This is a genomic window from Qipengyuania rhodophyticola (genome assembly GCF_042493225.1).
Lineage (GTDB): Bacteria > Pseudomonadota > Alphaproteobacteria > Sphingomonadales > Sphingomonadaceae > Erythrobacter.
The window spans coordinates 1,384,193-1,407,028 of record NZ_CP170454.1 but is presented as its reverse complement, the minus strand read 5'-3'; the positions used below and the strand labels follow the sequence as shown (position 1 = coordinate 1,407,028).

20 protein-coding genes are annotated in these 22,836 nt (G+C 57.1%); 12 read left to right on the top strand and 8 right to left on the bottom strand.

Annotated features, from left to right (window positions below; all coding sequences use genetic code 11):
• The first annotated feature begins 40 nt into the window (after nucleotides 1-40).
• Entirely contained in the window at nucleotides 41-793 is a 753-nt protein-coding gene (locus ACFCXQ_RS06690) for a GntR family transcriptional regulator (protein WP_379554275.1), read from the top strand.
• A gap of 5 nt (nucleotides 794-798) precedes the next feature.
• Here ACFCXQ_RS06690 and ACFCXQ_RS06685 read toward each other — a convergent pair whose 3' ends face one another.
• The 5 genes from ACFCXQ_RS06685 to ACFCXQ_RS06665 are packed head-to-tail and all read right to left on the bottom strand — an operon-like array spanning nucleotide 799 to nucleotide 5,677.
• Entirely contained in the window at nucleotides 799-1,893 is a 1,095-nt protein-coding gene (locus ACFCXQ_RS06685) for a CaiB/BaiF CoA transferase family protein (RefSeq protein ID WP_379554273.1), read from the bottom strand.
• Between the two features lie 7 nt (nucleotides 1,894-1,900).
• A complete protein-coding gene (locus ACFCXQ_RS06680) occupies nucleotides 1,901-3,103 on the bottom strand; it encodes a CaiB/BaiF CoA transferase family protein (RefSeq protein WP_379554271.1) in 1,203 nt (400 codons plus the stop codon).
• A gap of 14 nt (nucleotides 3,104-3,117) precedes the next feature.
• Nucleotides 3,118-4,302, bottom strand: coding sequence for an acyl-CoA dehydrogenase family protein (locus ACFCXQ_RS06675; RefSeq protein WP_379554269.1), 1,185 nt, complete (start codon nucleotides 4,300-4,302; stop codon nucleotides 3,118-3,120).
• Between the two features lie 39 nt (nucleotides 4,303-4,341).
• Entirely contained in the window at nucleotides 4,342-4,851 is a 510-nt protein-coding gene (locus tag ACFCXQ_RS06670; protein WP_379554267.1) for a MaoC family dehydratase, read from the bottom strand.
• A complete protein-coding gene (locus ACFCXQ_RS06665; protein WP_379554265.1) occupies nucleotides 4,844-5,677 on the bottom strand; it encodes an HpcH/HpaI aldolase/citrate lyase family protein in 834 nt (277 codons plus the stop codon). Before ACFCXQ_RS06665 ends, ACFCXQ_RS06670 begins: the two co-directional genes overlap by 8 nt.
• 115 nt (nucleotides 5,678-5,792) lie before the next feature.
• Between ACFCXQ_RS06665 and ACFCXQ_RS06660 the strand changes: the two genes are divergently transcribed.
• The 7 genes from ACFCXQ_RS06660 (at nucleotide 5,793) to ACFCXQ_RS06630 (ending at nucleotide 12,639) form a co-directional block, all read left to right on the top strand.
• Nucleotides 5,793-6,269, top strand: coding sequence for a VOC family protein (locus tag ACFCXQ_RS06660; protein WP_379554263.1), 477 nt, complete (start codon nucleotides 5,793-5,795; stop codon nucleotides 6,267-6,269).
• Nucleotides 6,269-7,369 carry an NADP-dependent oxidoreductase gene (locus tag ACFCXQ_RS06655; protein ID WP_379554261.1) on the top strand — a complete coding sequence of 367 codons (1,101 nt, stop codon included), beginning with the start codon at nucleotides 6,269-6,271 and terminating at the stop codon, nucleotides 7,367-7,369. The genes ACFCXQ_RS06660 and ACFCXQ_RS06655 overlap by 1 nt, the downstream gene beginning before the upstream one ends.
• Nucleotides 7,366-7,836: a VOC family protein gene (locus ACFCXQ_RS06650; protein ID WP_379554259.1), complete on the top strand. Its 471-nt coding sequence runs from the start codon at nucleotides 7,366-7,368 to the stop codon at nucleotides 7,834-7,836. Before ACFCXQ_RS06655 ends, ACFCXQ_RS06650 begins: the two co-directional genes overlap by 4 nt.
• The gene (locus ACFCXQ_RS06645; RefSeq protein ID WP_379554257.1) at nucleotides 7,833-9,413 is read left to right on the top strand and encodes an MFS transporter; all 1,581 of its coding nucleotides are present in this window, start codon (nucleotides 7,833-7,835) and stop codon (nucleotides 9,411-9,413) included. Before ACFCXQ_RS06650 ends, ACFCXQ_RS06645 begins: the two co-directional genes overlap by 4 nt.
• On the top strand, nucleotides 9,410-10,201 hold the full coding sequence (locus tag ACFCXQ_RS06640) for an alpha/beta fold hydrolase (protein ID WP_379554256.1): 792 nt from the start codon (nucleotides 9,410-9,412) through the stop codon (nucleotides 10,199-10,201). The genes ACFCXQ_RS06645 and ACFCXQ_RS06640 overlap by 4 nt, the downstream gene beginning before the upstream one ends.
• Nucleotides 10,202-10,306: 105 nt before the next feature.
• A complete protein-coding gene (locus ACFCXQ_RS06635; RefSeq protein WP_379554254.1) occupies nucleotides 10,307-11,227 on the top strand; it encodes a DUF1838 family protein in 921 nt (306 codons plus the stop codon).
• Between the two features lie 8 nt (nucleotides 11,228-11,235).
• On the top strand, nucleotides 11,236-12,639 hold the full coding sequence (locus ACFCXQ_RS06630) for a flavin monoamine oxidase family protein (protein ID WP_379554252.1): 1,404 nt from the start codon (nucleotides 11,236-11,238) through the stop codon (nucleotides 12,637-12,639).
• Here the strand turns inward: ACFCXQ_RS06630 and ACFCXQ_RS06625 are convergent.
• The 3 genes from ACFCXQ_RS06625 to ACFCXQ_RS06615 form a co-directional block, all read right to left on the bottom strand.
• The gene (locus tag ACFCXQ_RS06625) at nucleotides 12,636-13,097 is read right to left on the bottom strand and encodes a nuclear transport factor 2 family protein (RefSeq protein ID WP_379554250.1); all 462 of its coding nucleotides are present in this window, start codon (nucleotides 13,095-13,097) and stop codon (nucleotides 12,636-12,638) included. The two genes, ACFCXQ_RS06630 and ACFCXQ_RS06625, sit on opposite strands and share 4 nt — an antisense overlap.
• A gap of 3 nt (nucleotides 13,098-13,100) precedes the next feature.
• Nucleotides 13,101-15,590 (bottom strand): TonB-dependent receptor, encoded by a 2,490-nt coding sequence (locus ACFCXQ_RS06620; RefSeq protein ID WP_379554248.1) that lies wholly within the window; start codon nucleotides 15,588-15,590, stop codon nucleotides 13,101-13,103.
• A 149-nt stretch (nucleotides 15,591-15,739) separates the two neighbouring features.
• Nucleotides 15,740-16,423, bottom strand: coding sequence for a hypothetical protein (locus ACFCXQ_RS06615; protein WP_379554246.1), 684 nt, complete (start codon nucleotides 16,421-16,423; stop codon nucleotides 15,740-15,742).
• 188 nt (nucleotides 16,424-16,611) lie between these two features.
• On the opposite strand from ACFCXQ_RS06615, the gene ACFCXQ_RS06610 reads away from it, so the two are divergent.
• The 4 genes from ACFCXQ_RS06610 to ACFCXQ_RS06595 are packed head-to-tail and all read left to right on the top strand — an operon-like array spanning nucleotide 16,612 to nucleotide 22,828.
• Entirely contained in the window at nucleotides 16,612-18,891 is a 2,280-nt protein-coding gene (locus tag ACFCXQ_RS06610; RefSeq protein ID WP_379554244.1) for a TonB-dependent receptor, read from the top strand.
• A complete protein-coding gene (locus ACFCXQ_RS06605; RefSeq protein WP_379554242.1) occupies nucleotides 18,869-19,960 on the top strand; it encodes a VOC family protein in 1,092 nt (363 codons plus the stop codon). The genes ACFCXQ_RS06610 and ACFCXQ_RS06605 overlap by 23 nt, the downstream gene beginning before the upstream one ends.
• Entirely contained in the window at nucleotides 19,944-21,266 is a 1,323-nt protein-coding gene (locus ACFCXQ_RS06600) for an MFS transporter (RefSeq protein WP_379554240.1), read from the top strand. The genes ACFCXQ_RS06605 and ACFCXQ_RS06600 overlap by 17 nt, the downstream gene beginning before the upstream one ends.
• Complete coding sequence (locus ACFCXQ_RS06595) at nucleotides 21,266-22,828, top strand: FAD-binding oxidoreductase (protein ID WP_379554238.1); 1,563 nt, start codon at nucleotides 21,266-21,268, stop codon at nucleotides 22,826-22,828. Before ACFCXQ_RS06600 ends, ACFCXQ_RS06595 begins: the two co-directional genes overlap by 1 nt.
• The last annotated feature ends 8 nt before the right edge of the window (nucleotides 22,829-22,836 follow it).

Genomic DNA, 22,836 nt, shown 5'->3' with positions numbered 1-22,836 from the left:
CGGGCTCTTTTGAGAGTGTTACCGGGACTAGGAGTTTAGATTGGCTGACGCCGCCACGCCGCTGAAAGGAAAGACGCCGCGCTACATGCAAGTAGCGGGCGAGTTGCGCGAAGCCATTCTGGCCGATCGCTATGCTGACGGAAAACAATTCCCCACAGAAACCGCGCTTTGCCGGCAATATGACGTCAGCCGTTTCACGGTTCGTGAAGCCTTGAAACGCTTGCAGGCTGAGGGTCTGATCGCCCGCAAACGCGGCTCTGGCACGGTGGTTCAGCCTGCCGCGGCGCGCGGCGGCGCTTTGCATCAGCCGCTCTCGAATGTTGGCGAATTGCTGCAATATGCTCGGGACAGCGAGGTTGTCTATTCTGAGCGTGATTCTGGATCTTTGCCGCAACATGTCGCGGAACAGATTGGCGAGAACACCGATGGCACGTGGCGGCGTTTTCGCGGGGTGCGGCGCCAGACGCCGGACACTGCGCCAATCGCGGTAACCGATGCCTATTTTCATGAAAAACTGGGCGATGCTGTCGACAAGCTGGACTTGGCTGCTGGCACTTTGTTTAGCCAGATTGAACGGACCGCTGGCGTGACAATCGGGCGTGTCACACAAGACATTCAGGCTATCGCCGCTGATGACCGCATCGCCAAATTCCTGGAGATTGACGAAGGCGATCCGGTGCTGCGCATTGTCCGATGCTATCTCGATCCAAAAAGCAGCGCATACGAAATCTCGGTCAGCCATCACCCCGGAGATCGCTTCGCTTACGCGATGCATATCGACCTCGATAGCTAAACATCTCATTTTTTGCGCGGCCCTGAATTCAGTTCAGGTACTTTACCCGGCCGCCAATCTTCGCCTGCAAAGCGGATAGGCGGCGCGATATGGTGGGCGCCATCTGTGCTTTCCACCAGCAGCTGACGCTCTGCAATATAAGGTTCGCCGAGCGCTTCGCGGAAGTTGAGGACAGGGGCGAAAGCCACATCCTTATCCGCAAACCAATCTACCCATTCATCGCGGGTGCGAGCGGCGAAGGCACCGCGCAAAAACGCGATCAATTCCTGCTGCTCGCCTGCCTCACGTTCGGCATGGGCGATCAAGTCATCGCGGCCAAGCGCGGTCAGCAGATTGCGCGCAAATTTGATCTCGCGCCCGCCGAGCGCGACATGTTTTGCGTCTTTGGTTTCGTAGACTTGATAAAAGCCCGCGCCGCCTAGCGAGCGTTGATGCGAGGACACTGGGCTTTCACCGCCCGCAATCGCGCTTCCAGCGGTGTGTGCGCACCATGGGAGCAGGCTATCGAACATAGCGCAATCAATGTAAGCGCCCTCGCCGCTGCTGCCTCGGCCCACCAGCGCCATTAGCACTGCTGACAATGCGGTAAGCCCTGCGGCCAAATCTGCGCTGGGTGCGCCGGGAACAACCGGCATGCCGTCCGCGCCATCATTGACTGACAGAAAGCCTGCGAGCGCCTGTACTGCCATGTCATGCGCGGGATGATGGGCAAGCGAGCCCTCCTGCCCAAAGGCCGAAATCGAACAATAGATTATGTCCGGCTTGATCTCTTTGACGCTATCAAAATCGAAACCGAGCCGCTTCATCACACCTGGACGGAACCCTTCGACAAAGACATCCGCCTCGCGGCATAGATCGGCCAAAGCCGCTTTGCCATCCTCACTCTTGAGGTCGAGGACCACGCTTTCCTTGCCGCGGTTGAGATTCGCAAACCACACCGAGTGACCCGCCTCTTTCGGCTCCATAGCGCGCGCCGGGTCGCCAGCTTGCGGCTCAATCTTGATCACCCGTGCGCCCTGATCTGCCATCATGACAGTCATCATCGGGCCGGGCAGAAACTGCGTCAGATCAACGACGGTGATGCCAGAGAGCTTACCCATGACCCGCTTAAATGATCCCGCCTGCCCGCAATTTGGCAATCGCTGCCTCATCGTAGCCGAGATCACCCAAGATCGCGTCGCTATCCGCGCCAAGCAATGGCGCAGCGCGATTGGGCAGCCGCTTTCCATCAAGCTTGATCGGACTAGCTAAGATTTGGATATTCTCGCGGTCAGGATGGTCGACGCTATCGCGCATTCCAATGGTTTCCAGCCAAGGATTATCGAGCGCATCGCCCAGCTCATAAACTGGTGCAACCGGCACATAGCCTGCAAGCAAATCCTGCCAATGTGACATCGGCTGTTTGGAGAACTCATCGTCAAGTAATTGGGTCAAGAGGCCCCGATGCGCGAGCCGATCTGCATTGCTGGCAAACCGAGGATCACCGCGCAGATCTTCGCGGCCCATGCGATCGACCAGAATGTCCCAGAACTTCGGCAGTTGGCACATCACAAACATCCAGCCATCCGAGGCCTTGAACATTTGACTAGGGGTGGCGGTAGGATGCGCACTGCGCGGGGTACGCGCGGTCTCATCGCCTTCATTCATATACCACAGAGCCGGATAGCTCGTCTGATGCACGGCAGCGGACAGCAAATCAGTATCGACATCGCGGCCTTTGCCCGTACGCTGAGCATCAAGGAGCGTTGCAAGTAGGCCAATCGAGAAGATCGTCCCGGTCATAAAATCGACCATCGAAAGCCCCATCCGTTGCGGCTCACCCCCCGGCTCTCCGGTCAATGAGCAATAGCCGGCCTCAGCCTGCATCAGATAATCGTAACCTGGCCATTTGGCGCGCTCATTGTCGCGTCCGTAAGCCGAAAGGTGCGCGCAGATAATGGCAGGATTTATGTCCTTTAGCGCATCATAATTAAGACCCATCTTCTCAGGCAAATCCCCGCGCATATTGTTTGCAACGACATCGCTCTTGGCGGCCAGATCGCGGAAAATCTGCTGCCCTTCGTCGCTGCGCAGATCGAGAGTGAGAGACTTCTTATTGAGATTAAAGGATTGGAAATAGAGGCTTTCGCCCTCGCTCAAGAAATGCGGGCCTACCGCTCTCGCAGTATCGCCGCCTCCTTTACCGTCCTTGCGCGGCGGCTCAATCTTGATGACTTCCGCGCCAAGCTGAGCAAGATGCATCGTTCCATAGGGGCCAGCGCCGTATTGTTCGGCACTGATAACCCTAAACCCTGCAAGTGGAAGATGCATGCCTCGCCCCTACCCTAGATCTGGTTCTCTTTAAGGTGCTGCTTTGCGATGATCATTCGCTGCATTTCATTGGTCCCCTCACCGATACACATCAGCATGCTGTCGCGGTAATATCGTTCGATGTCATATTCTTTGGAGTAGGAATAGCCACCAAAGACGCGCATTGCCTCCTGGCTGTTTTCAACTGCTGCTTCGGAAGCGAAATATTTGGCAATCCCAGCCTCTTTGTCGCAGCGCTCACCGGAATCGTATGCTTCCGATGCATCAAGCGTGAGCAAGCGAGCCGCGCGGGCCCGGGTCACCATTTCACCCAGCTTGAGCTGAATTGCTTGGTGCTGAGCAATCGGCTTGCCCATGGTCTCGCGTTGCTGGGCATATTCTGTGGCGAGACGCAGGGAACCCTCAGCAAGGCCCACGCCGCGCGCGGCGACATTAATGCGGCCAAGCTCTAGCCCGCCGGTGGCTTGGAAGAATCCCTGTCCTTCAACGCCGCCGATCAGCTGATCAGCAGGAATGCGGTAGTCCTCCATGATGAGTTCAGCGGAATCGATGGATTTGTAACCAAGCTTATCGAACTTCTTCCCGGTCGAGAGGCCATCACGCTTGTCAGCAATAAACAGGCTCATGCCTTTGTAGCGCGGATCGGCATCCGGATCGGTCTTCACAAGCATCGCAAAGCACTGACCATTGAGCGCGTTGGAAATCCAGGTTTTCGTACCGTTGATGACATAGTCGTCGCCGTCGCGCTTCGCCACGCTGCGGATCGCCTGAAGGTCGGTGCCGGCATTGGGCTCAGTCAGAGCCAAGCCGCCACGAATTTCGCCGGTTGCGAATTTGGGCAGCCACTTCATCTTCTGTTCTGGCGTGCCGAACCGCTCAACCGCAGCCGCCATAATCAGGTGCGAGTTGAAGATGCCAGTGATCGCCATCCAATAGCTGGAAATGCGCATAACGATCTTGGCATAGGTCGTCGCTGGTAGGCCAAGTCCGCCGTATTCTTGACCAATCGTCGCGCCGAACAGGCCCATTTCCGCCATCTGATTAACCAGTTTCTCCGGCCAGATATCACCGTGATCATGGTGCTGGATCACAGGGATCACTTCTCGTTCGAGCCAGCGATCAATCGCATCCATAAAGGCGCGCTCTTCGTCGGGGTCGATAGAGCGGATCTGATCTTCAAGATTTGCGGCGGTAGCCATGCCTGATTCCTTTGGACTTAGTTCCATTGAGAGATAAATTTAGTCGTCGAGGCCGCCAAAGCCACGCTTCCAGACCAGAACGGTGCGCTTGTAATGGCTGACGATTTCGCCATGCTGATTTTTGGCAATCGTCTTGCAGGTCACAATGCCCTGCTCGGGGCGGCTCTTGCTTTCGCGCTTTTCCAGCACTTCGCTTTCGCAATAGAGCGTATCGCCCACGAAAAGCGGCTTGGTCATGCGCACTTCGTCCCAGCCGAGGTTTGCAATCGCTTTGCCGCTGGTGTCAGACACGCTCATGCCAGTCATCAGAGCGATGGTGAACGGGCTCACAACCAGCGGTTTGCCGAACTCAGTGTCTTTCGAAAGTTCATAGTCGAAATGCGCCGGGTGCGTGTTCATAGTCAGCAATGTGAACCAGACATTGTCAGCATCGGTAATCGTGCGACCGGGGCGGTGCTCATAAACATCGCCCTCATTGAAATCTTCAAAGTAGCGCCCCTGGACCTCTCGAAAACGGCCGGGGGAAACTTCGATTACGCCATCACGCATTTGCTTGCTCCTCATGCCGCGCAATTACCGCGCGATATTTCTTGATGAACGGGGCCTCGAGCATCCGTCCGTTAAACCGAATGGCGCGCTCGCCGCCTGCTTCGTAAGCCGCAAGCGCTTCGCGAGCCTCGGTCACTTCGGCTTCGCTTGGCGCAAACGCAGATTTGATTGCGGGCAGTTGGCGCGGGTGAATTGCAGCCTTCGCAGCAAAGCCAATGGACTGCGCACGGACGCATTCCTCAGCGAGGCCAGCGTCATCGTCGAGCTTGATGTAAGGCACATCGATCGCCGGTTTACGCGCCTCTGCACAGGCTAGGATGACTTGCTGGCGCGCCGTAAGCAGAGGCTCCCACGCCAGCTCTACACCGAGTTCGCTGGAGAAATCGCCTCCGCCAAACATCATCGCCGTGACCGACCCATGAGAAGCGATCTCCAACCCACGGCGCAGGCCTTTGGGCGTCTCGACCAGCGGAACGAGCGCTGGGCAATGCGTCCCAAGCACTCCGGCGATCACATCGAGCTCAGCTGCACTTTCCACCATCGGTACCAGCAAAGTGTCCGGCAGCATGTCCGTATCGGCAAGCAATGCGAGATCGCGGACACCGGCCGCTGTCGGCACAGGATTGATCCGAATTGCCCAACCGGCTTTGCTTTCGGCGATCTGGGCGAGGGCGGCATCGCGTGCGCTCACCTTGTCCTCTGTCGCGACCGCATCTTCCAAGTCGATCACGGTAAGATCAGCGCCGCCCACCTTCGCCTTAGCGAAACGATCAGGGCGCGAACCGGGAACAAACAGCAAGGATGCAGCAGAAAACAAGAGAATCACCAGGTCATTTTGACAACGCTCGACTAAGCGTCATTTTGTAGCTTCACAATTTGTCCGGACAAATCTAAAGTCAAGAGGAATCGCCTATTTGTCCGGACAAATTTCTAAGGGCCTCATGCCAGATATCATTAAACGCACAACCCTAATTGTCCGCAATATCGATCAAGCCGCCGCTTGGTATGAAAATGTGTTGGGGATGACCAAGTGGATGGATGTTCCTTTTACACTGTCTGGCAATCAACTTGCGACGGGTAAGAAGGGCGACCAGACCCGCTTGACAATCATGAAAGCGCAAGACGATGTGATCGGGATGATTGGGCTGCTTGAATGGGTTGATCCCAGACGAACAGATGTACCATCTGAATTGCCAAATGAAATCCCGTTCGGCGCACCCATATTTGTGGTCGCCGCAGAAGATTGCCGCGCTACAGTGGAACGTGCCCGGGCCGCTGGCTCGCGCATCCATAGCGAGCCGCTCGATTGGTCAGTCACCGGCGCCGATGGCAAGGTCAAAGACATGGTCGGCGCAAGCTTCTGGGATTTGGATGGCTATTTTTACGAAGTAAATCAGCTCGTGAGGGTCCACGACTGATGGCTGTCGGGGCAAGCCGCACCCGGGCGCTTGATGCGTTCGCTCCGTTTGCTGAGCGCCAGATAGACGACAACGCCAATTACCAATGGCGCATCGCCAACCGCCCAGATGGCAATGTAGTGCCAAGTGATTTTGCGTGGCACGCCGAAGATATTCCCGAGCCTGCCGAGGGAGAGGCGTTGCTGCGCACGCATTATCTTGGCCTCGCTCCGGTCATGCGGTTCTACATGCAAGGTACGGCCAACACGGGCGACCGCAAGCTGGGGCCCGGTGATGTCATCCACGGGCGCGGGGTGGCGCAAGTGGTGAAGTCGCGGCACCCTGAATGGCGCGAAGGTGAGATAGTTCAGGGGCAGATGGGCTGGCAGACTTACAAAGTCAGCAAGATGAGCCCGCAAGAAAAGTTCTTCCGCATGCCGAAAAATGGCCTGCCCGCAGCATTGGGCGCAGGCGTGCTCGGCATGACGGGCCTCTCCGCCCATGCAGGCCTGTTCGCTTGTGGCGATCCGAAAGAAGGCGAGCGCATGGTGCTGTCCGGCGCTGCCGGCGGCGTCGGTTCAATGGTCAGCCAGATGGCGGCCAATGTGGTGGGCTGCGATGTTGTAGGCATGGCTGGCGGGCCCGAGAAATGCACCTTTGTCGCCGAGCATGGCTGCTCGGCCACGATCGACTACAAGGCTGACGATATGGGGGCCAAGCTCGACGAATTACGGCCCGATGGTATCGATCTCTACTTCGACAATGTCGGCGGTGAAACGCTAGAGGCGTGCCTTGACCGGCTTCGCATGAATGCGCGCATCGTGCTGTGCGGATCGATCAGCGAATACACCCGCGATGAGCCATTCAAGCTATCGAATTACACCCGCCTGCGCGCCACAGACAGCGTGATGCGCGGCTTCTTCGTCTACAATCATATTGATCGCTGGGAGGCGGTGATGGACGATCTGGCAGGCTGGATCAGCGATGGCCGCTTGAAGCCAATTCAAGACATCGAAGATGGCTTTGGCGCAATGCCGCGCGCCCTGGCAAACCTATATTACGGCGCCAATGTCGGCGTCCAATGCTGCAGCGTGCGCGGCGAGCCAAAGGAATGGTTATGAGTGAGACGTCTCCGCCAGAGAAGGCGCCCGTACGCTTTCAACGCGGCAATTTCGTGGTTGCTGATCTGGACCGCGCGCTAACGTTCTACGAGGGCGTGCTGGGCTTTGAGATCGAGTATCGCCTGGGCGACAATCCTGACAGCTATTCCCGGCCGGTTTTTGACATTCCCGCCAATGCTGAGCTGGGTTTCGTCACGCTAAACCTGCTCGGCCAGCGCCGCGTCATGGCGCTGACCGAGATCAAGGGCATCCCACTGGAGCCAGTGCCCCATCCGCGTCGCAATGCGATCGTTCTTGAGACACAGGATCCCGATGCGGTAATGGCTGGCGCGCGTGGACTCGGCCTGACGGTCTATGAAGAAGAAGTGCTTAAGACGCCCGACGGGCGCGTTGGGCGCGAGATCGGCATTGTCGATTTCGACGACAATCTGATCGTGATTTACAACTTTCCGGAAGGCACTGCATGAGCACCGACACAGGCAGCGCGCCACGCACGAAAGACACCGCGACCGCGGTGGAGAAGCCCTACCCCAGCGCCGCCGCCGGATGGTTCCTCGTGGTCATGCTGACCATCGCGTATATTTTCAGCTTTGTTGATCGCTATATCCTCGGCTTATTGGTCGAACCGATAAAAGCAGAGTTCGCCCTCACCGATATTCAGATCGGCTGGCTGCTTGCCGCGTTCACCATCATCTATGGCTTCGTTGGCGTTTTTATGGGCTGGCTCATTGATCGCGGCAAGCGCATCTGGATCGTCTCCGTTGGCATTGCATTGTGGTCTGCTGCAACTGTCGCGACCGGAATGGCAAAGAACTTCGTCCAGCTTTTCATCGCGCGCATGAGCGTGGGCGTGGGAGAAGCAACTCTCAGCCCTGCAACATTCTCGATGATTGGTGACAGTTTCCCACCTGAAAAGCGCGGCAAGCCGATCGCGTTTTACTCTTCAGCCTTGCCAATTGGCGCAGGTCTCGCCTCATTGCTCAGCGCGGGGATTATCGCCTGGGCGGCTTCTGGCGGTACCCAGTCACTGCCTTTGTTTGGCGAACTATCACCCTGGCGCTTCACTCTGATTGTGGTCGGCTTACCCGGCATTTTTCTCGCGCTGTTCTTCCTGTTAATGAAAGAACCTGCACGGCGGCCGGCACCTCAGAGCGTAGCAAGTGCTCGGACCTACGGCGAGACTGTTGGTTGGTACTTCCGAAATTTCGGCCTCAGAACAATTTTGATTTGGGGCGCCTTCGCGTTCATTCTGGTGCTCATAGGCGCTAGTGTTGTGCAACCATTCTTTGGAGGGATCGCGTTCCTCGTGACTCTGGCTGTTTGGTTTTACATCGTTACTAACCCGAGCAAGCGACCGACGCCGCACGCCCAAGGGGAAGTGAGCGGAAGCGGTTTTTTCGATGCTTTGTTCTATTTGCGTGATAATTTCTGGCTGTACGCAGGCGTAATCCTGATCGTTTGCTGTATGACTGCGATTGCCTACAGCCAAGGCCTGCTCCCTTCCACCTTTGAGCGGACTTGGGGCTGGAGCCCGCAAAAATACGCCCTGATAAACGGCATCGCCCTGCTGATTATCGGCCCGATCAATATGCTGATCTTTGGAAGCCTTTCGGACAAGATGACAAGCAGGGGCATCGCTGACGCACCGCTCAAAATCCTCTATCTTGGGTTCTTCATTATGGTGCCGAGCGGGGTCATCCCGTTTTTCATGCCAACGCCAGAGCTTGCTTTTGCAATGCTGTGCATCAACACCGTTGGTATCGGCATAGTCTCAGCCATCGGGGTCACTTCCCTGCTGGCGATTACGCCTTCGCAAATTCGCGGACAGGTTATTGCTCTCTATTACCTTGGCATCAGTTGGTTCGGTTCGCTCGGACCGATCGCCACAGGCTATCTCTCAAATCTGGTGTTTGGCGAGGAGAACATTCGCTACGCTGTCGCGTCTGTGCCCGTGCTATTTGCGATCATCCCGCTTGCGCTCATGCCAATGACTTTGCGGCTTTATCGTGCGCAGCTGGCCAAGATCGGCGAGGTGAAAGCGTGAGCTCACGCACAATCCGCAAGGGCTATGCGGACAGCGTAAATGGACAAGTGCATTTCCGCAGCTGCGGTGCAGGCGAGGCGAGCCTGATGTGCCTCCACCCTGCCCCCTTCAGCGGCATTGCCTTTGGCACTGTCCTCCCATTGCTGGCAGAAGGAAGAACCGCGATCGCGCCTGACTATCCTGCGCATGGCGGCTCAGACCCATTGGCGGGCACTCCCACAATCGCCAGTTATGCGCAGACAATGCTCGATGCCTTTCCCGGCGAACATGACCTCATGGGATTTCACACCGGATGCCTCGTCGCTGCAGAAATGTCGCTAGCTGCGCCGGAGCGGATCGGGAAATTGATAATGTTAGACCCGCCCGGTTTTGAACGAGAGACCAGGGCCGAGCTGCTCATGGAAAATGGCACGCCGCCGCATTTTGACGAGGACCTCGCTGCGCTTTCTCCCATTTGGGAGCGCGCAGTAACGCGCCGTGCCGCACACCAAAGCCTTGAAGAGCGGGTCGCCTTATTCGCCGAAATGATGCGGGGCGGCAAACGAATGAACGAAGCGTTTCACGCTGGGTTCTCCTATCCCTTGGAGGAGCGCCTACCGAAAGTCAGGCATGAGACGGCGGTGATCGCCACCGGCGGACCGCTCACAGAAGCGGCGAGACGCGCTGCTGAATTGATAGAGTGCGCCGCATTCATTGATCGCCCGGATATTGTAGGGTCCGCTCTCGATGCCAATGCTCAGCAAACCGCAAACGCCATATTGGAGATCTTGATCTCAAACGAATTTTAGATCTTCCAAAGTTGTCCGGACAAATCTAGAGTGGATCGGAATCGCGAGGGCGGGCAGTCGGATATCTGCAGCGAATCGCCGAAATGGAGAGAAATGATGAAGTTCATGAAAGCTATACTCGCTGCAAGCGGTCTGATGGGTGCAAGCCTGCTCGCAGCGCAGCCCGCCGCTGCGCAAATGCTTGACCCCAATGTCCCTGAAGACGCAGTTGAGATTTCCAAGCGTATGCAATGCGGCATCTCTGAGGACGAGCCCGCCGTATATCACTGGTCAGGCAACATTTATGGCCGCTCTCCCGGCCAGCGCGACAAATTGCTGTTCAAGGGCGAAGGGATGAACATCCGCCGCTGCGTTGAGGTCACCGATCCAGAGCGCGGGACCGGTTGGCGCATGATCAGCCGCGAAGTGATGTTGATGCTTGACCCGAAGACCGGCGAAGTCGTCGACACATGGGAGAACCCATATACAGGCGAAACCGTCGACGTGATGCAGATCCACAATGATCCGGTTAATGGCCGTCCGAATTTCCCGCGCGGTGCCGACGGTGCGCCCTATAAGATCAGCACGTTGCGCGAAAGCGGCCCTTACGTTTTCATGCCGTTCGAAGTTCCGCTATTTTACCCAAATCCGCTCGCTGGCGATTACCAGAAGCATGTCGGCAATATGTATCATGCGATGGAAATATTCGACTTCGCGGCGCTCAAGGACGAGCTTTATGATAGCTCCAAGCCGACCGCCTACCCGATGATCAGTTGGGTGCGTATTTCACCTTGGGCACCGTGGATGGATATGGGCGGACGTCCGGGTCAGATGGTTTTCAATGCGATGGGCCGCAAACTGCCCGGCGGATTTGAAGCGCTTCCCGCAGTGCTTAAGAATGAGATCCGTGAAAACTATCCTATCTATGAAAGTGCTCCGCCCAAGGATGACACTCGCAAGAACGAGACGACCTGGACAAAGTTCAAACTGCTGACCGACAAAGCACGTGCCGAAACCGACGAAGCGATGCAAGCCGGGCGCAACTGAGCTGAGCAATGGCCTCGCGGCGCGCATTCCTCGCAGGCAGTTCGGCGGCGATCATCGCTGGTGCTGCCCCAAGGGCCGCGTGGGGCCGAGCGCAGGTTGATGTTGCGATAATCGGGGCCGGACTAGCTGGTCTTAACGCGGCGCGACTATGCGAATACGCGGGCCTCTCGGTCACAGTGCTGGAGGCGGAAAACCGCATTGGCGGGCGACTGCATACACTTGATGACCTGCCCGGAGCGCCGGACGCTGGCGGGATCCAAGTGGGCGCAGGTTATGCGCGCCTTCATGCGCTCGCCAGAGATTTGGGCGTCGCCCTTTCGAGCGACGCTGGCGCTGGCGCAGGCAGAGTGCAAAAGCCCGGGAACTATTACCACGTGAACGGCGTGAGTTCTGCTCCGGATGCTTGGATGGAAAATTCAGGCAACGCTTTGCCCAGCGAAGAGCGAGGTACAGAACCAGCGGCGTTGCTGCGCAAATATGCACGCGGCCTGCCACGGTTTGAACGCCCTGAAGATTGGCGAAACAGCCCGCGCGAGCTTGATTTCTCCGTACGGCAATATCTGCGCGGTCAGGGCGCGAGCGACGAAGCGCTCCGCCTGATCGAAGCGAACTTCAACGGCAATGATCTCGCCAGCATATCGCAGCTTAGCCTTGCGCGCAGCTTTGCTATCTTCCGCAGCCAGCCCGGCCCGGTCTCGACGATAACCGGCGGCGCCCAGCGTCTGCCCGAAGCAATGGCCGGAGCGCTGAACGGCACTGTAAGGTTAGGCGAGAAAGTGCGCGGAATCGCGGAAGGTTCAGACGGCGTCACATTGCGTCTCTCCGATCATACTTTGCATGCGCGCCATGTCATCTGCACCATCCCGTTCGCGGCCTTGCGCAATGTCCCGATGCAAGCGAAGCTCTCACCGCAAATGGCCCGGATGATCGCACAATTGCCCTATACGCGAGCGAGCTTTGCCTACATTCGTGCAAAGACACCCTTTTGGGAAAGCGATCCATTTCCCGATACTTTATGGACGGATGACCCGCTACTTGGCCGCATCTTCGTACTGGGCAGCGCCCCGGCCATGCTCAAGCTTTGGACCACTGGCGCAGGCGCAGACATGCTCGACCGGTTGCCGAAGGCCGAAGCTGAGCGTCAGATTATCAACCGTATCGAACGCGCGCGCCCTTCAGCAAAAGGTCAGCTCGCAGTGCTGCGCATTTTCAGTTGGCAGCGCAATCCGCATGCGCGCGGCATCTACCATCATATCGGCACCGGAATGGCGAGCGATCTCGCCGCCGCAACCCAGTGGCAGGGGGAAAGATTGCATTTTTCAGGCGAGCATATGGCTGTTCGGAACAGCGGTATGGAGGCGGCACTCGCGAGTGGAGAACGAACGGCAAAGCGTGTGGCTGAGCTAGCCTAGTCCTTCAGCCGGACGCTCGATTGCGCCGTCAGTTTCCACGCCCCTTCGCGCAGCCGCCAGAACTGCGTTACCCGAAAAGCGACCTCGCCTGTTCCCAGCCCGGTGCGCGTTCGGTAATTGACGAAAGTGACCACAGCTGTATCGCCATCCACGCGGATAGAAAGTTCCTCATTGCGCCACGTATCGAACCCATTGCCAAGATCGAAAAGCGCCGCCTTGCGCCCATAGACTTTGCCAGATTGCGAGACGAGCACGAGATCTTCAGCGAAGACGTCTTTGGCTGGATCAGCATTGCCGTCGAGTGCGGCAATTCGGATGGTCGACAGCCCCTGCTCGATGAGGTGTGCCTCGGGTGATTGCTCATGCGAAAGCAGCGGCGCTGAAACCAGCGCCGCTGCCAATGCGATCCATAGTCGAAACAGGCCAGCCGGCATCGTGATGATGCCCGCCGACCTCACCGGTTAAAACTTCAACCGAGCAATCGCGCCAAAGCGGCGACCATTGCGATTGTTGAACTGGAACCCGCGAGACTGTCCAGCAGAGCTCAGTGTGAAGGCATTGGGGATGTTGACCCCATTGACCACCAAGCTGCCATTTCCGCCGCGCGGATCGATGAAGCGCAGCACACCGAGCGCAGTATCTTCATCAGTCAGGTTTTTGCCGTAGATGGTGAAGCTGAGATTCTCACGATATTTGAGAGTGATGCGTGCATCGACTTCGAATGCCGACCCTGTTTCTGCAAGGTTCTGAACCTGCGCAAAGCGGCTTGAGAGATAGTTCCCGTTGACCGAAAATACCGTCGTGAAATCATCGCTCAATTCAGCTTCATAGTCGGTGTAGAATGATGCCTGATGACGCGCTTGACGCGGCAATTGCTGCCCGGTGAGATCAGGATCGCCGAACACTGCGCCTTGGGTCGCTTCACTACCTGAGGTGAACTCTGTATCAGTCCAGGCATAGCTGCCACCCAATGTTAGCCCCGGTAGGCTGCGCGGCTGAAACACGGTGTCGATCTCGATACCATAAACATCCACATCGCCAAGGTTGGCTGTGACCGAGCCGGTTGTGCCTGTCGCGCCGAGTGCAGCGAGGTTTTCCGTTAGCTGATAGTCTTGTAGCGCGGAATAGAAACCGGCTACGTTGAACACCCATTGTCCATCAGCGAAGACGTTCTTTGAGCCAAGCTCGAACTGCCAAACTGACTCTTCTTCAAATGTGCCAAAGCCAAATTCAAAGCCCTGAGCACCGTTGAACCCGCCCGGCTTCGTGCCGCGAGCAGCACTTGCATAGACCAGATTGTCTGGCGTCGCCTCCCAATCCACAATAAAGCGCGGGGTGATTGCATCGAATTTGGCCTCGACATCAAACGGCGAGCCATCGGCAAGCGTCGTCAAAGCGCCAGTGTTGAAATCGAACACACGCTGGCGCTGTGTTTCTTCGGCCCAGCGCAGCTCCGTGCTGAATGTCAGCGTGTCGGTAAGATCATAGGTTGCCGAACCAAAGACTGAGAAGTTCTCGATCTCGGTCGTCGTCGGATCGACCGGGCCGATATCAAAACCGCCACCAAAGTTGAACAGCAGGAATGGAGGAATACCAAGCGCCCCTGCGATTTGCGCAAGCGCCGCGTCACCGGATGCGGTGACCGCCGCCTGCCGCTCTGGAGTAAACGCATCAATCAGACTTTCGTCTCGCTGATTATTGCGGAAGTAGTACCCGCCAGCGCGCCAACGGAACCGTCTATCCTGAGGCGAGTCGAGCCGTATTTCGGCGACATATGTGCTCTGCGTGTCGTCATCGGTTGTGGTGAAGTCAAACGGAAGAAGAACAACAAATTGCGGCGCCGGGCCAGGGCCAAGCTGAGCTGGTCCTGCGACAATTGCGGTACCGAAAGAGTCTGGACGTCCGTCGCTGTCGAGCTCATCTTTGAACCGTTCGCGCGTATAGCCTAGCGTCGATACCAGCGTGTAGTCGCCAAGTTCGAACTCATTATTGACCGAGAAGAAGAACTCTTCGCGCTCAAGCCCGCCGCCCTCGCCGAGAGTGTTGGTAATTTGCGGCGCGCCACTGGGATTGGGCGCAAATGTATTCACCACGCCTTGGAAAAACGGCTGAACGCCGCCCAGATCGGTGCCGCCTGGAACGTTTATGTTGAGGTCTTCGAAGCCAAGCAACCCGATTGGGAAGTGGCCGTCATCATCTTCGTTGTAGGCCACACGGACCTTGGTGGTCCAACCCTCCGTTGGCCGTACCTCAACCGTGCCGCCAATGGAGAATGACGACTCATTACCGACGGACGGGTTGATATTCGTTGGAATATCGAACTCGCTCTTGAAGTCGTAGTACCGGCCGGCGAGTGAGAAGAAGAGCTTGTCTTCAATAATCGGTCCGCGAATGTTGCCGAGCACTTCGTAGAGATCATTCTCACCGACTTCGACGCTGAGCTCTCCGCCAAAGTCATTCGTCGCTTGGCGCGTGGTAATATTGATGGCGCCGGAATAAGTGTTGCGTCCGAACAGAGCAGATTGCGGGCCTTTAATAATTTCGATGCTGTCTACATCGCCAAAGTTCAGGCTGCGAATGGACTGAGTGACGTTGACGTTATCAATGAAGACCGAAACACCCGAGCTGCCCAGAATATTTGCCTGACCGCGGATGATCGGCCGGTCGAATTGGCGGCCAAATGGCGTGTCGAACACAAACCCTGGTGTGCGCCGGGAGATATCCTCGATGTTCTGAATACCGTTCTCGAAGATGTCCTCAGAAGTGAACACAGACACCGCGACAGGCACGCTCTGAATGTTCTCTTCTTTCTTGCGAGCCGTAACGACAATTACATTGTCATCCGAGGCCGATAGCTCAGCATCTGCGGCAGCTCCGCTGTCTTGAGCTTGCACCGCAAACGGTGTCATTAACGTAGCCGCAAGCAAAGCGGGCTTGACCAGGCGCTTCATAAAAATTCCTCCCTAATCGGCGGCTCCCACCGCCTCTATCAACGCAAACTTGATACGTTAGACAGAAGTTGTCCAGACAAATTCAAACTTGTCCAGACAAATTTTTGAAATGTTGCCCAAGCGGGACGCTCTTGCGATGATTTGTTGCGCTAGAGCAACGGTTTTACATTGCCGAGAAATGCGGTCGCCAACAGCAATGCATAGACAATCCAGACCCAGATGCGCGTGCAATTCATCACTCTGAGCAGCGGTATCTCTGTCTCATCGCTTGAGCCTTTCTCAAGCACCGCCATCAACAGGGGGCCGACCGGCTTGAAGGTCACATCAATCATGATCGCTGCGACAAAGATCACCCCGAACAGGAGCGCCTTCCATGCCAGCCAATCAGGCTGCAATGGTGCGTCCATGAGCAAACTCTGCCCGCCAAGCCAAAGGTAGAACCCGCCAACGATCCAGCGCAGCCAGCCCTCGATCGCCCGATTGCGCGCGGCGCGCGGGGTCTGATCATGCCAATGCGAGTCCCACACCAACCACAGCCAGAACAGGCCAATCGCCCAAGCGCCCCACAACAGCAGCGAAGGCACATCCCACCAATTGCCAAGATCGACCACGCTTAGCGAAAGCGGAACCATCAGCGCCCAGGCGCTGCGCGGGGTCATATCGACCAGCACCAGCAGCTTGAGCAAGGCGATCCGCTGATCCAGCGTGTATTCGGTGCGTTTGCGGAAATGCTGACCGAGCAAGAACACACCCACATCTGCGCCGAGCCACAGCACAAACAAGAGCAAGTGCGCATAGACCAAAGTCGGATAAGCTAAGTCTGCCAATGCCATTTCACCCTCTTTCGCGAAACTGTTGCCCTAAGGGCACGATAAACAGCACGCCCCTACAATTTGTCCGGACAATTTGCACTTCTCGGCTTGACAAGCAAGGGTTTGTCCGGACAACTTTGGCGATATCGGAAAAATCAGAAAGCGGACACAAACCGGCGTTACATAAATCAGAACAAGGAAATCGTGATATGAAGCCTCGTTTCTCAAGTAAGTTGGCGCTTGCCACCATGACCTCCACCCTAGCGTTGGCTTTCACACCGTCAGCAGCCTTGGCTCAAGACCCAGAAGGGGCATCGCAAGAAACAGAGGAGGCCGGCGCAATCATCGTAACGGCCCAGCGCCGCGCGCAGAACCTGCAAGATGTTCCGGCAGCAGTTACCGCTCTTGGAGCAGCTCAGCTGGAAAGCAGGCAAATCACAGACACCAATGATCTGCAAGCGCAGGTGCCCGGCGTAGTCATCACTACGGGCACAGGTACAGCTTCCTCCGCCCGGATCTTTTTCCGCGGCGTTGGCGAAGACGAATCCCGCGGAGCAGTCGACCCAGCGGTCGGCATATATATCGACAATGTCTATCTTGGCCGGACGGTCGGCTCGCTCGTTGATCTGGTTGATATTGAACAAGTCGAGGTCTTGCGCGGCCCGCAAGGCACGCTCTACGGCCGCAACACCAATGGTGGGGCAATCAAGATCACATCAGCTAGGCCAAGGCTGGGTGAGAACACATTTTCAGCCGATCTTGGCTACGGAAATTTTGACCGAATTCAGGCCAAGGGCGCCGCGAATCTCAGCCTCGCTGATAGCGTCGCAGTTCGTGTCTCCGCGCTTTTCCGCGAGCGCGATGGCTATCACACGCTTAACCCCAATGGCGACTTTGCCAATGAAGCAGGAACAACCGTTGGCGATGAGCAAGTGCTTGCCTTTCGCGGTAGCCTTTATGGCGAGCTCGATGACAATTGGAGCGCGCTGGCGATCTTCGATTATACCTCAGACAAAAGCGATCCAACGCCAAGCTCACTGGCATCGAGCAGCACAAATCCAGCGATCACAACCGATGTTGATCAGGACATCTTCACGATTGAGCCAGCTGCCGGGGTAACCTGCTCGGCTGCGACGCCGGTGAATTTCCAACCCATCGGGTGCGTTACCAATTTCGATAGCGAGGTAGAGGCTTTCGGCGCTTCAATCCAACTGACTGGCGAGTATGACAATTTCTCGATCACATCGATCACTGCCCTACGGGCTCTGACTGATGATTTGTCGAGCTTCATCAGCTTCCCATTCTTCCAACAGACTGACCAAGACCAGTTCAGTCAGGAATTCCTTTTCAATTCCGATTTTGCCGGGCCGTTCAATTTCACCGCCGGCGCGTTCTATTACAATGAGACGGTCAATCTCGACTATGTCTTCGTCTTCCCATTCCAGAACGATGTTGACACCGAAAGCTTCTCGCTGTTCGCGCAAGGCACATTCGACGTCACTGAAGCGCTGACGCTGACCGGCGGCCTGCGCTGGACCTCAGAAGACCGCGAATTTGAGGGGGATGCCGGCGGGCCTCTAGCGGGCTTCGGCTCAGATATCATCGGCGAAGCTGACACTGATAATGTTACGTGGACGGCAAAAGCAGACTACGCAATAACTGAGGATATTCTTTTCTATGCCTCTTACTCGACTGGCTTCAAGTCACCCGGTTTCTCGCCTGACTGCTTCAGTCCAGTCGCCTGCTTCCTGCCTGTGGCCGAGGAACAGCTCGACAGCATTGAGGCCGGTTTGCGAACGCAGTTTTGGGATGGCCGCGTGACGCTTAACGCGACCTATTTCTACAATGATTATCAGGACTTGCAGATCAGCGGCACACTGCCCACTGGCGGCTTCACCCGGATCAATGCAGGTGAAGCGCGTATTCAAGGTGCTGAAATTGAGGGCAGTTTTGAGCCAACAGATGGCCTAACAATTTACGGCAATGCGAGCTGGCTCGATGCGGAGTACCAATCACTAAACTTCGCGCAGGCGGGTCTCTTGTCCGGGAGCACCACAACCACCCCCGGCCTTGCATGTGGTACCGTCTCGGCCATGCCCAACACGCCCGAGTTTGAGCAAGCCATCATTGATTGTGCGCTTGGCCTCGACCTCAAGAACGCGCCTGATCTGAAGGCACTTGTGGGCTTCAATTATGAGTTCCTCATTGGCGGCGGGGAAATCTTCATTGGCGGCGACGCAGCCTATGAAGATGATACCTTTGGTCTGGTCGCCAATGTCCCAGGCACTAAGCAAGAACCGGGCCTGCGCCTTGATGCACGGATCGGCTATCGCTCAGAAAATGAGCGTTGGTCTGTCACTCTGTGGGGCAAAAATCTGACCGATCGCGAATATTTCCGCGCGAATACATTTGCCGGTGGTTCGCAAAGCCAGGTGTTTGCCGCGCCGCCGCTCACTTTCGGTGTCGATGTCGGCTTCCGTTTCGATTGACGTGGGTATCCTCCCATCCAACTTGTGCCGGGCCTTAGCGCCCGGCATTTTCTCTAGCGCTCTGCTAGCCGTACCCGCTGCCGCGCAAGACGCGTCGGAGACATTTGGCGTTGCCCCTTGGACTGAAGCGGTGGTTAGTGTTGCCGAGTTTGAGCCCGCCACAAAGCTGTTTCGTGAGGCAGGCAATTGGCGTTTGGTGTTGTCCGGAGAGCTAGACGAGACTGAGCTTGATTACTGGCAATTGCCCGAGCAAACTTCCGCCTATTTTGAGCGCTGGTGTGCGCCCAAAGCTGACACGGGCTGCATCCGCTTCGTCAAATTTGAAGACGTCGAACAAGAGCCAATTCGCCCCGCTGCGCGCGCTTGGGACACTGGCGGGATCTACTCAATCATGGTCCGTAGCGACAATGTGCCTGCTCTCTATGATCAGGCTTTAAAGCTTGGCTGGTGGGCCGAAAGCCCCCCGATCCGTTTCCAGTTCGGCGCGTCCGATTTGCGCAATGTGGTCCTGAACGGCCCGCATGGTATCCATGTCGCGGTATATGAGCGGATTACGCCTGACTTCACCGCGTTCCCGGTTGGCCGGATAAGCCAAGGTTTCAATTCCATGCGGATGGTGCGCGGCCGCCCGCAAGCGCGCGATTTCTACACTGATACGCTCGGCTTCGGCATTCTCTTTGATAGCGCCAATGAACCTGCCGCGCCGGCCTTTTCAAACTTCGGCATCCCATACAATCTGACACCTCAAATCAAGCGCGCAGCTGCCGCGCTCCAGCCTGATCTGCCGGGCGAAACCGGGCGGGTCGAAGTGATGCAGATCACCGGTTTTACTGGGCGCGATCATTCTGAGAGAGCGTCCCCACCCAATCTGGGTATCATCTCCGTCCGCTATCCAGTGCGCGATTGGGAGGCCTACCGTGCGGAGCTCATAGGCAAAGGCGCGGCAATCGCTTACAGTGCTGAGGATGTGGTCATCCACGGAATCGATCAGAAGGACAGCACAACCAGTATTTTCGCGGTCCGTGATCCGGATGGCAATTTGACGGAGTTCTATGGTGAAATCGACTGATCCCGCCGCTGCCAATCCAGAGAAGGGTGAGTTCTCGCTAGGCTGGAAGGTCTTGCTGGTCGCGGTTCTGGGGGTTGCCTTTGGCGCGTCGCCCATTCCGTTTAATGTCATCGGTTTCACCGTCGAACCTCTGATTGAAGAGTTCGGCTGGTCGCGCACGCAAATCCTCTTCCCCATCACAATCTTCGGGGTCATCGCGAGTTTTCTCGCACCCGCCTTTGGTTGGATGGCTGACCGATATGGCGTACGCCGTGTCGCTCTACTTTCGCTATTCGCGTTCGGGGCAGCCTTTGCCGCTATTGGCCTGACACCAACCAGCAATGCGATGTCCACGCTCTATGCTTATTACGGGCTGTGGGTGCTGATTGGCCTGGTCGGGATCGGCTCGACGCCGGTCACCTGGAGCCGCGCCGTCAACATGTGGTTCTTCAAGAACAAGGGGTTGGCGCTCGGCATCTTGCTGATGGGAACCAGCATCGCCGCGATGATCGTCCCACAGCTCGCACAATGGGCTATCGATAATTACGGCTGGCGCGCGATGTTCGTCATAATCGCCGGACTACCATTGCTGATCGCGCTGCCGCTGGGCTTCCTGTTCTTCCGTGAACCGCGCCCTGAGGAACGACCCAAGGCGATGGTGGCAAGCGGCGGCAAGCTGACCGGCGTGACGCTTGGAACAGCGCTTAAGGATTATCGTTTCTGGCTGATTTGGTTTTCCATCCTGATCATCGCTCTCGCCTTTGGTGGGGCTTTCATCAACATGGTGCCGATCTTGGGTGATCATTCGATCTCGCGCTCGGATGCGGCGAATGTGATGACGATCCTGGGCCTCGGCATTCTGTCGGGCCGGATCATAACGGGTCTGTTGCTTGATCGGTATTGGGCTGGCTTTGTCGCCTTCCCGCTACTCTGCTTGCCAGCGATTTCGAGCTACCTGTTGCTCGGCACAGACACCGCGTTCCTGCCGGTCGCGATTGGGGGATTCCTGCTTGGCTTCGCGGCTGGCGCAGAAAGCGACCTCATTGCCTACCTCGCCAGTCGCTATTTCGGCATGCTTCATTATGGTAAGATCTACGGCATGCTCTACATGCCATTTGGCCTCGCAAGTGCCGCCTCACCAGTAATCTACGCTTATGTCCGCGATACGACCGGCAGCTACGACCCAATCTTGACCGTCGCGATTTTCATGTATGTCATCGGCGGCGGGCTACTTTTGTTTCTTGGTAAATATCCTAACAGCTTCCCTGAGGCCGAAGATGATGCGCCCGAGGCAATCCCCGCAAGCCCCCAACCGGAGACAGCGTGATGGCGACTCTTGCAGAAACCTCGCTCACTGACAGTCTGGCCGCATCGGGCGCAGACGTGCTCACCGACGAGGGAACCCTCGATTTCTACGCGCACGATATCTACTCGCGCGGTGCCGATCTCGCCGCGGTGGTCCGCCCAAAAGACAAGCACCAGCTCGCCGCAGCGGTTAAGGCTGCCACGGATGCAGGCCACCCTGTCGCACCGCGCGGCGGCGGCATGAGCTACACCGGCGGCTACACGCAGGATACGCCGGGAACCGTGCTGTTTGATCTGGCGCAGATGGACCGTGTGCTCGAAGTCGACGACGTCAACATGACCGTGACGGTAGAGGCCGGCTGCACTTGGGCCGCGCTGCGCGAACGGCTCGCCCATCACAAGCTTCGCACCCCAATGTGGGGCACACTCTCCGGCCTGAAAGCCAGCGTTGGCGGGGGGATGAGCCAGAACGGCATCTTCTGGGGCACGGGGCGCTACGGCTCTGCTGTGCAAAGCTGCTCCGCGCTGGAGGTAGTGTTGGCAGATGGCACACTGCTCGCCACCGGCAAGAAGCACACTCGGCCTTATGGCCCAGACCTCACCGGGATGTTCTTGGGCGACACTGGCGCGCTGGGTATCAAAGCGACTGTCACGCTCAAACTGATCCCGGAGGCCGACTGCCACGGCTATGCCAGCTTCGCCTTTGAAGACCAGAACAGCTGGTTTGCCGCTGCGACTGAGATCGAGCGGCGCGGCATCGCCACCGAATGCTTTGGCTTTGACCCCTATCTCAATGCGCTGAGGATGAAACGCGACAGCCTGACCAGTGATGCCAAGCAACTCGTCGGCATGATGAAAAAGCAGGCCAATAACGGGGGCGGCGTGATGAAAGCGCTCAAGGAAGGCGCGAAAGTGGTCGCGGCAGGGCGCGACTTCTTGAAGGATGCAAACTTCTCGCTCCACGTGTTGACAGAAGGCCGCATTCAGGCAGCCGCTGATGCCGACATCGAAATCGCGCGCCAATTGGTGGCGCATTATGGCGGGCGCGAAGTTGAGAACACGATCCCCAAGATCATCCGCGCCAATCCGTTTGGCCCACTCAATTCAATCCTAGGGCCCGATGGCGAGCGCTGGGCGCCAATTCACGGCCTGGTCCCCCACGGCCGGTCAGCTGAGTGCTTTGCCGCATTCAAGAAGCTGTTCGAAGACCATGCCAGCGCGATGGAAGAGCTTGGCGTCCACTATGGCACATTGGTGGCAACCGTTGGCGGCGCAGGCATGGTGATCGAGCCGTGCCTCTATTGGCCTGATGCGAGCAACCCATTGATCAACGATACGATTGAGAAAGCCCACTTGAAAAAGCTGCCCAAGCTGAAGCCCAATGAGCCAGCTTGGGAGCTGACTCAGAAGCTGAAGAAGGCGATCGTCGACATCTTCTTTGAGCATGAAGCGGCGCATTTCCAGATCGGCCGAACCTATCGCTATCGCGACAGTCTGGAGCCCCGCGCCGACTCATTGCTGAAAGCGGCCAAGGCTGAACTTGATCCACGCGGATTGATGAATCCCGGCTCGCTCGGCCTCTGATAGGGATT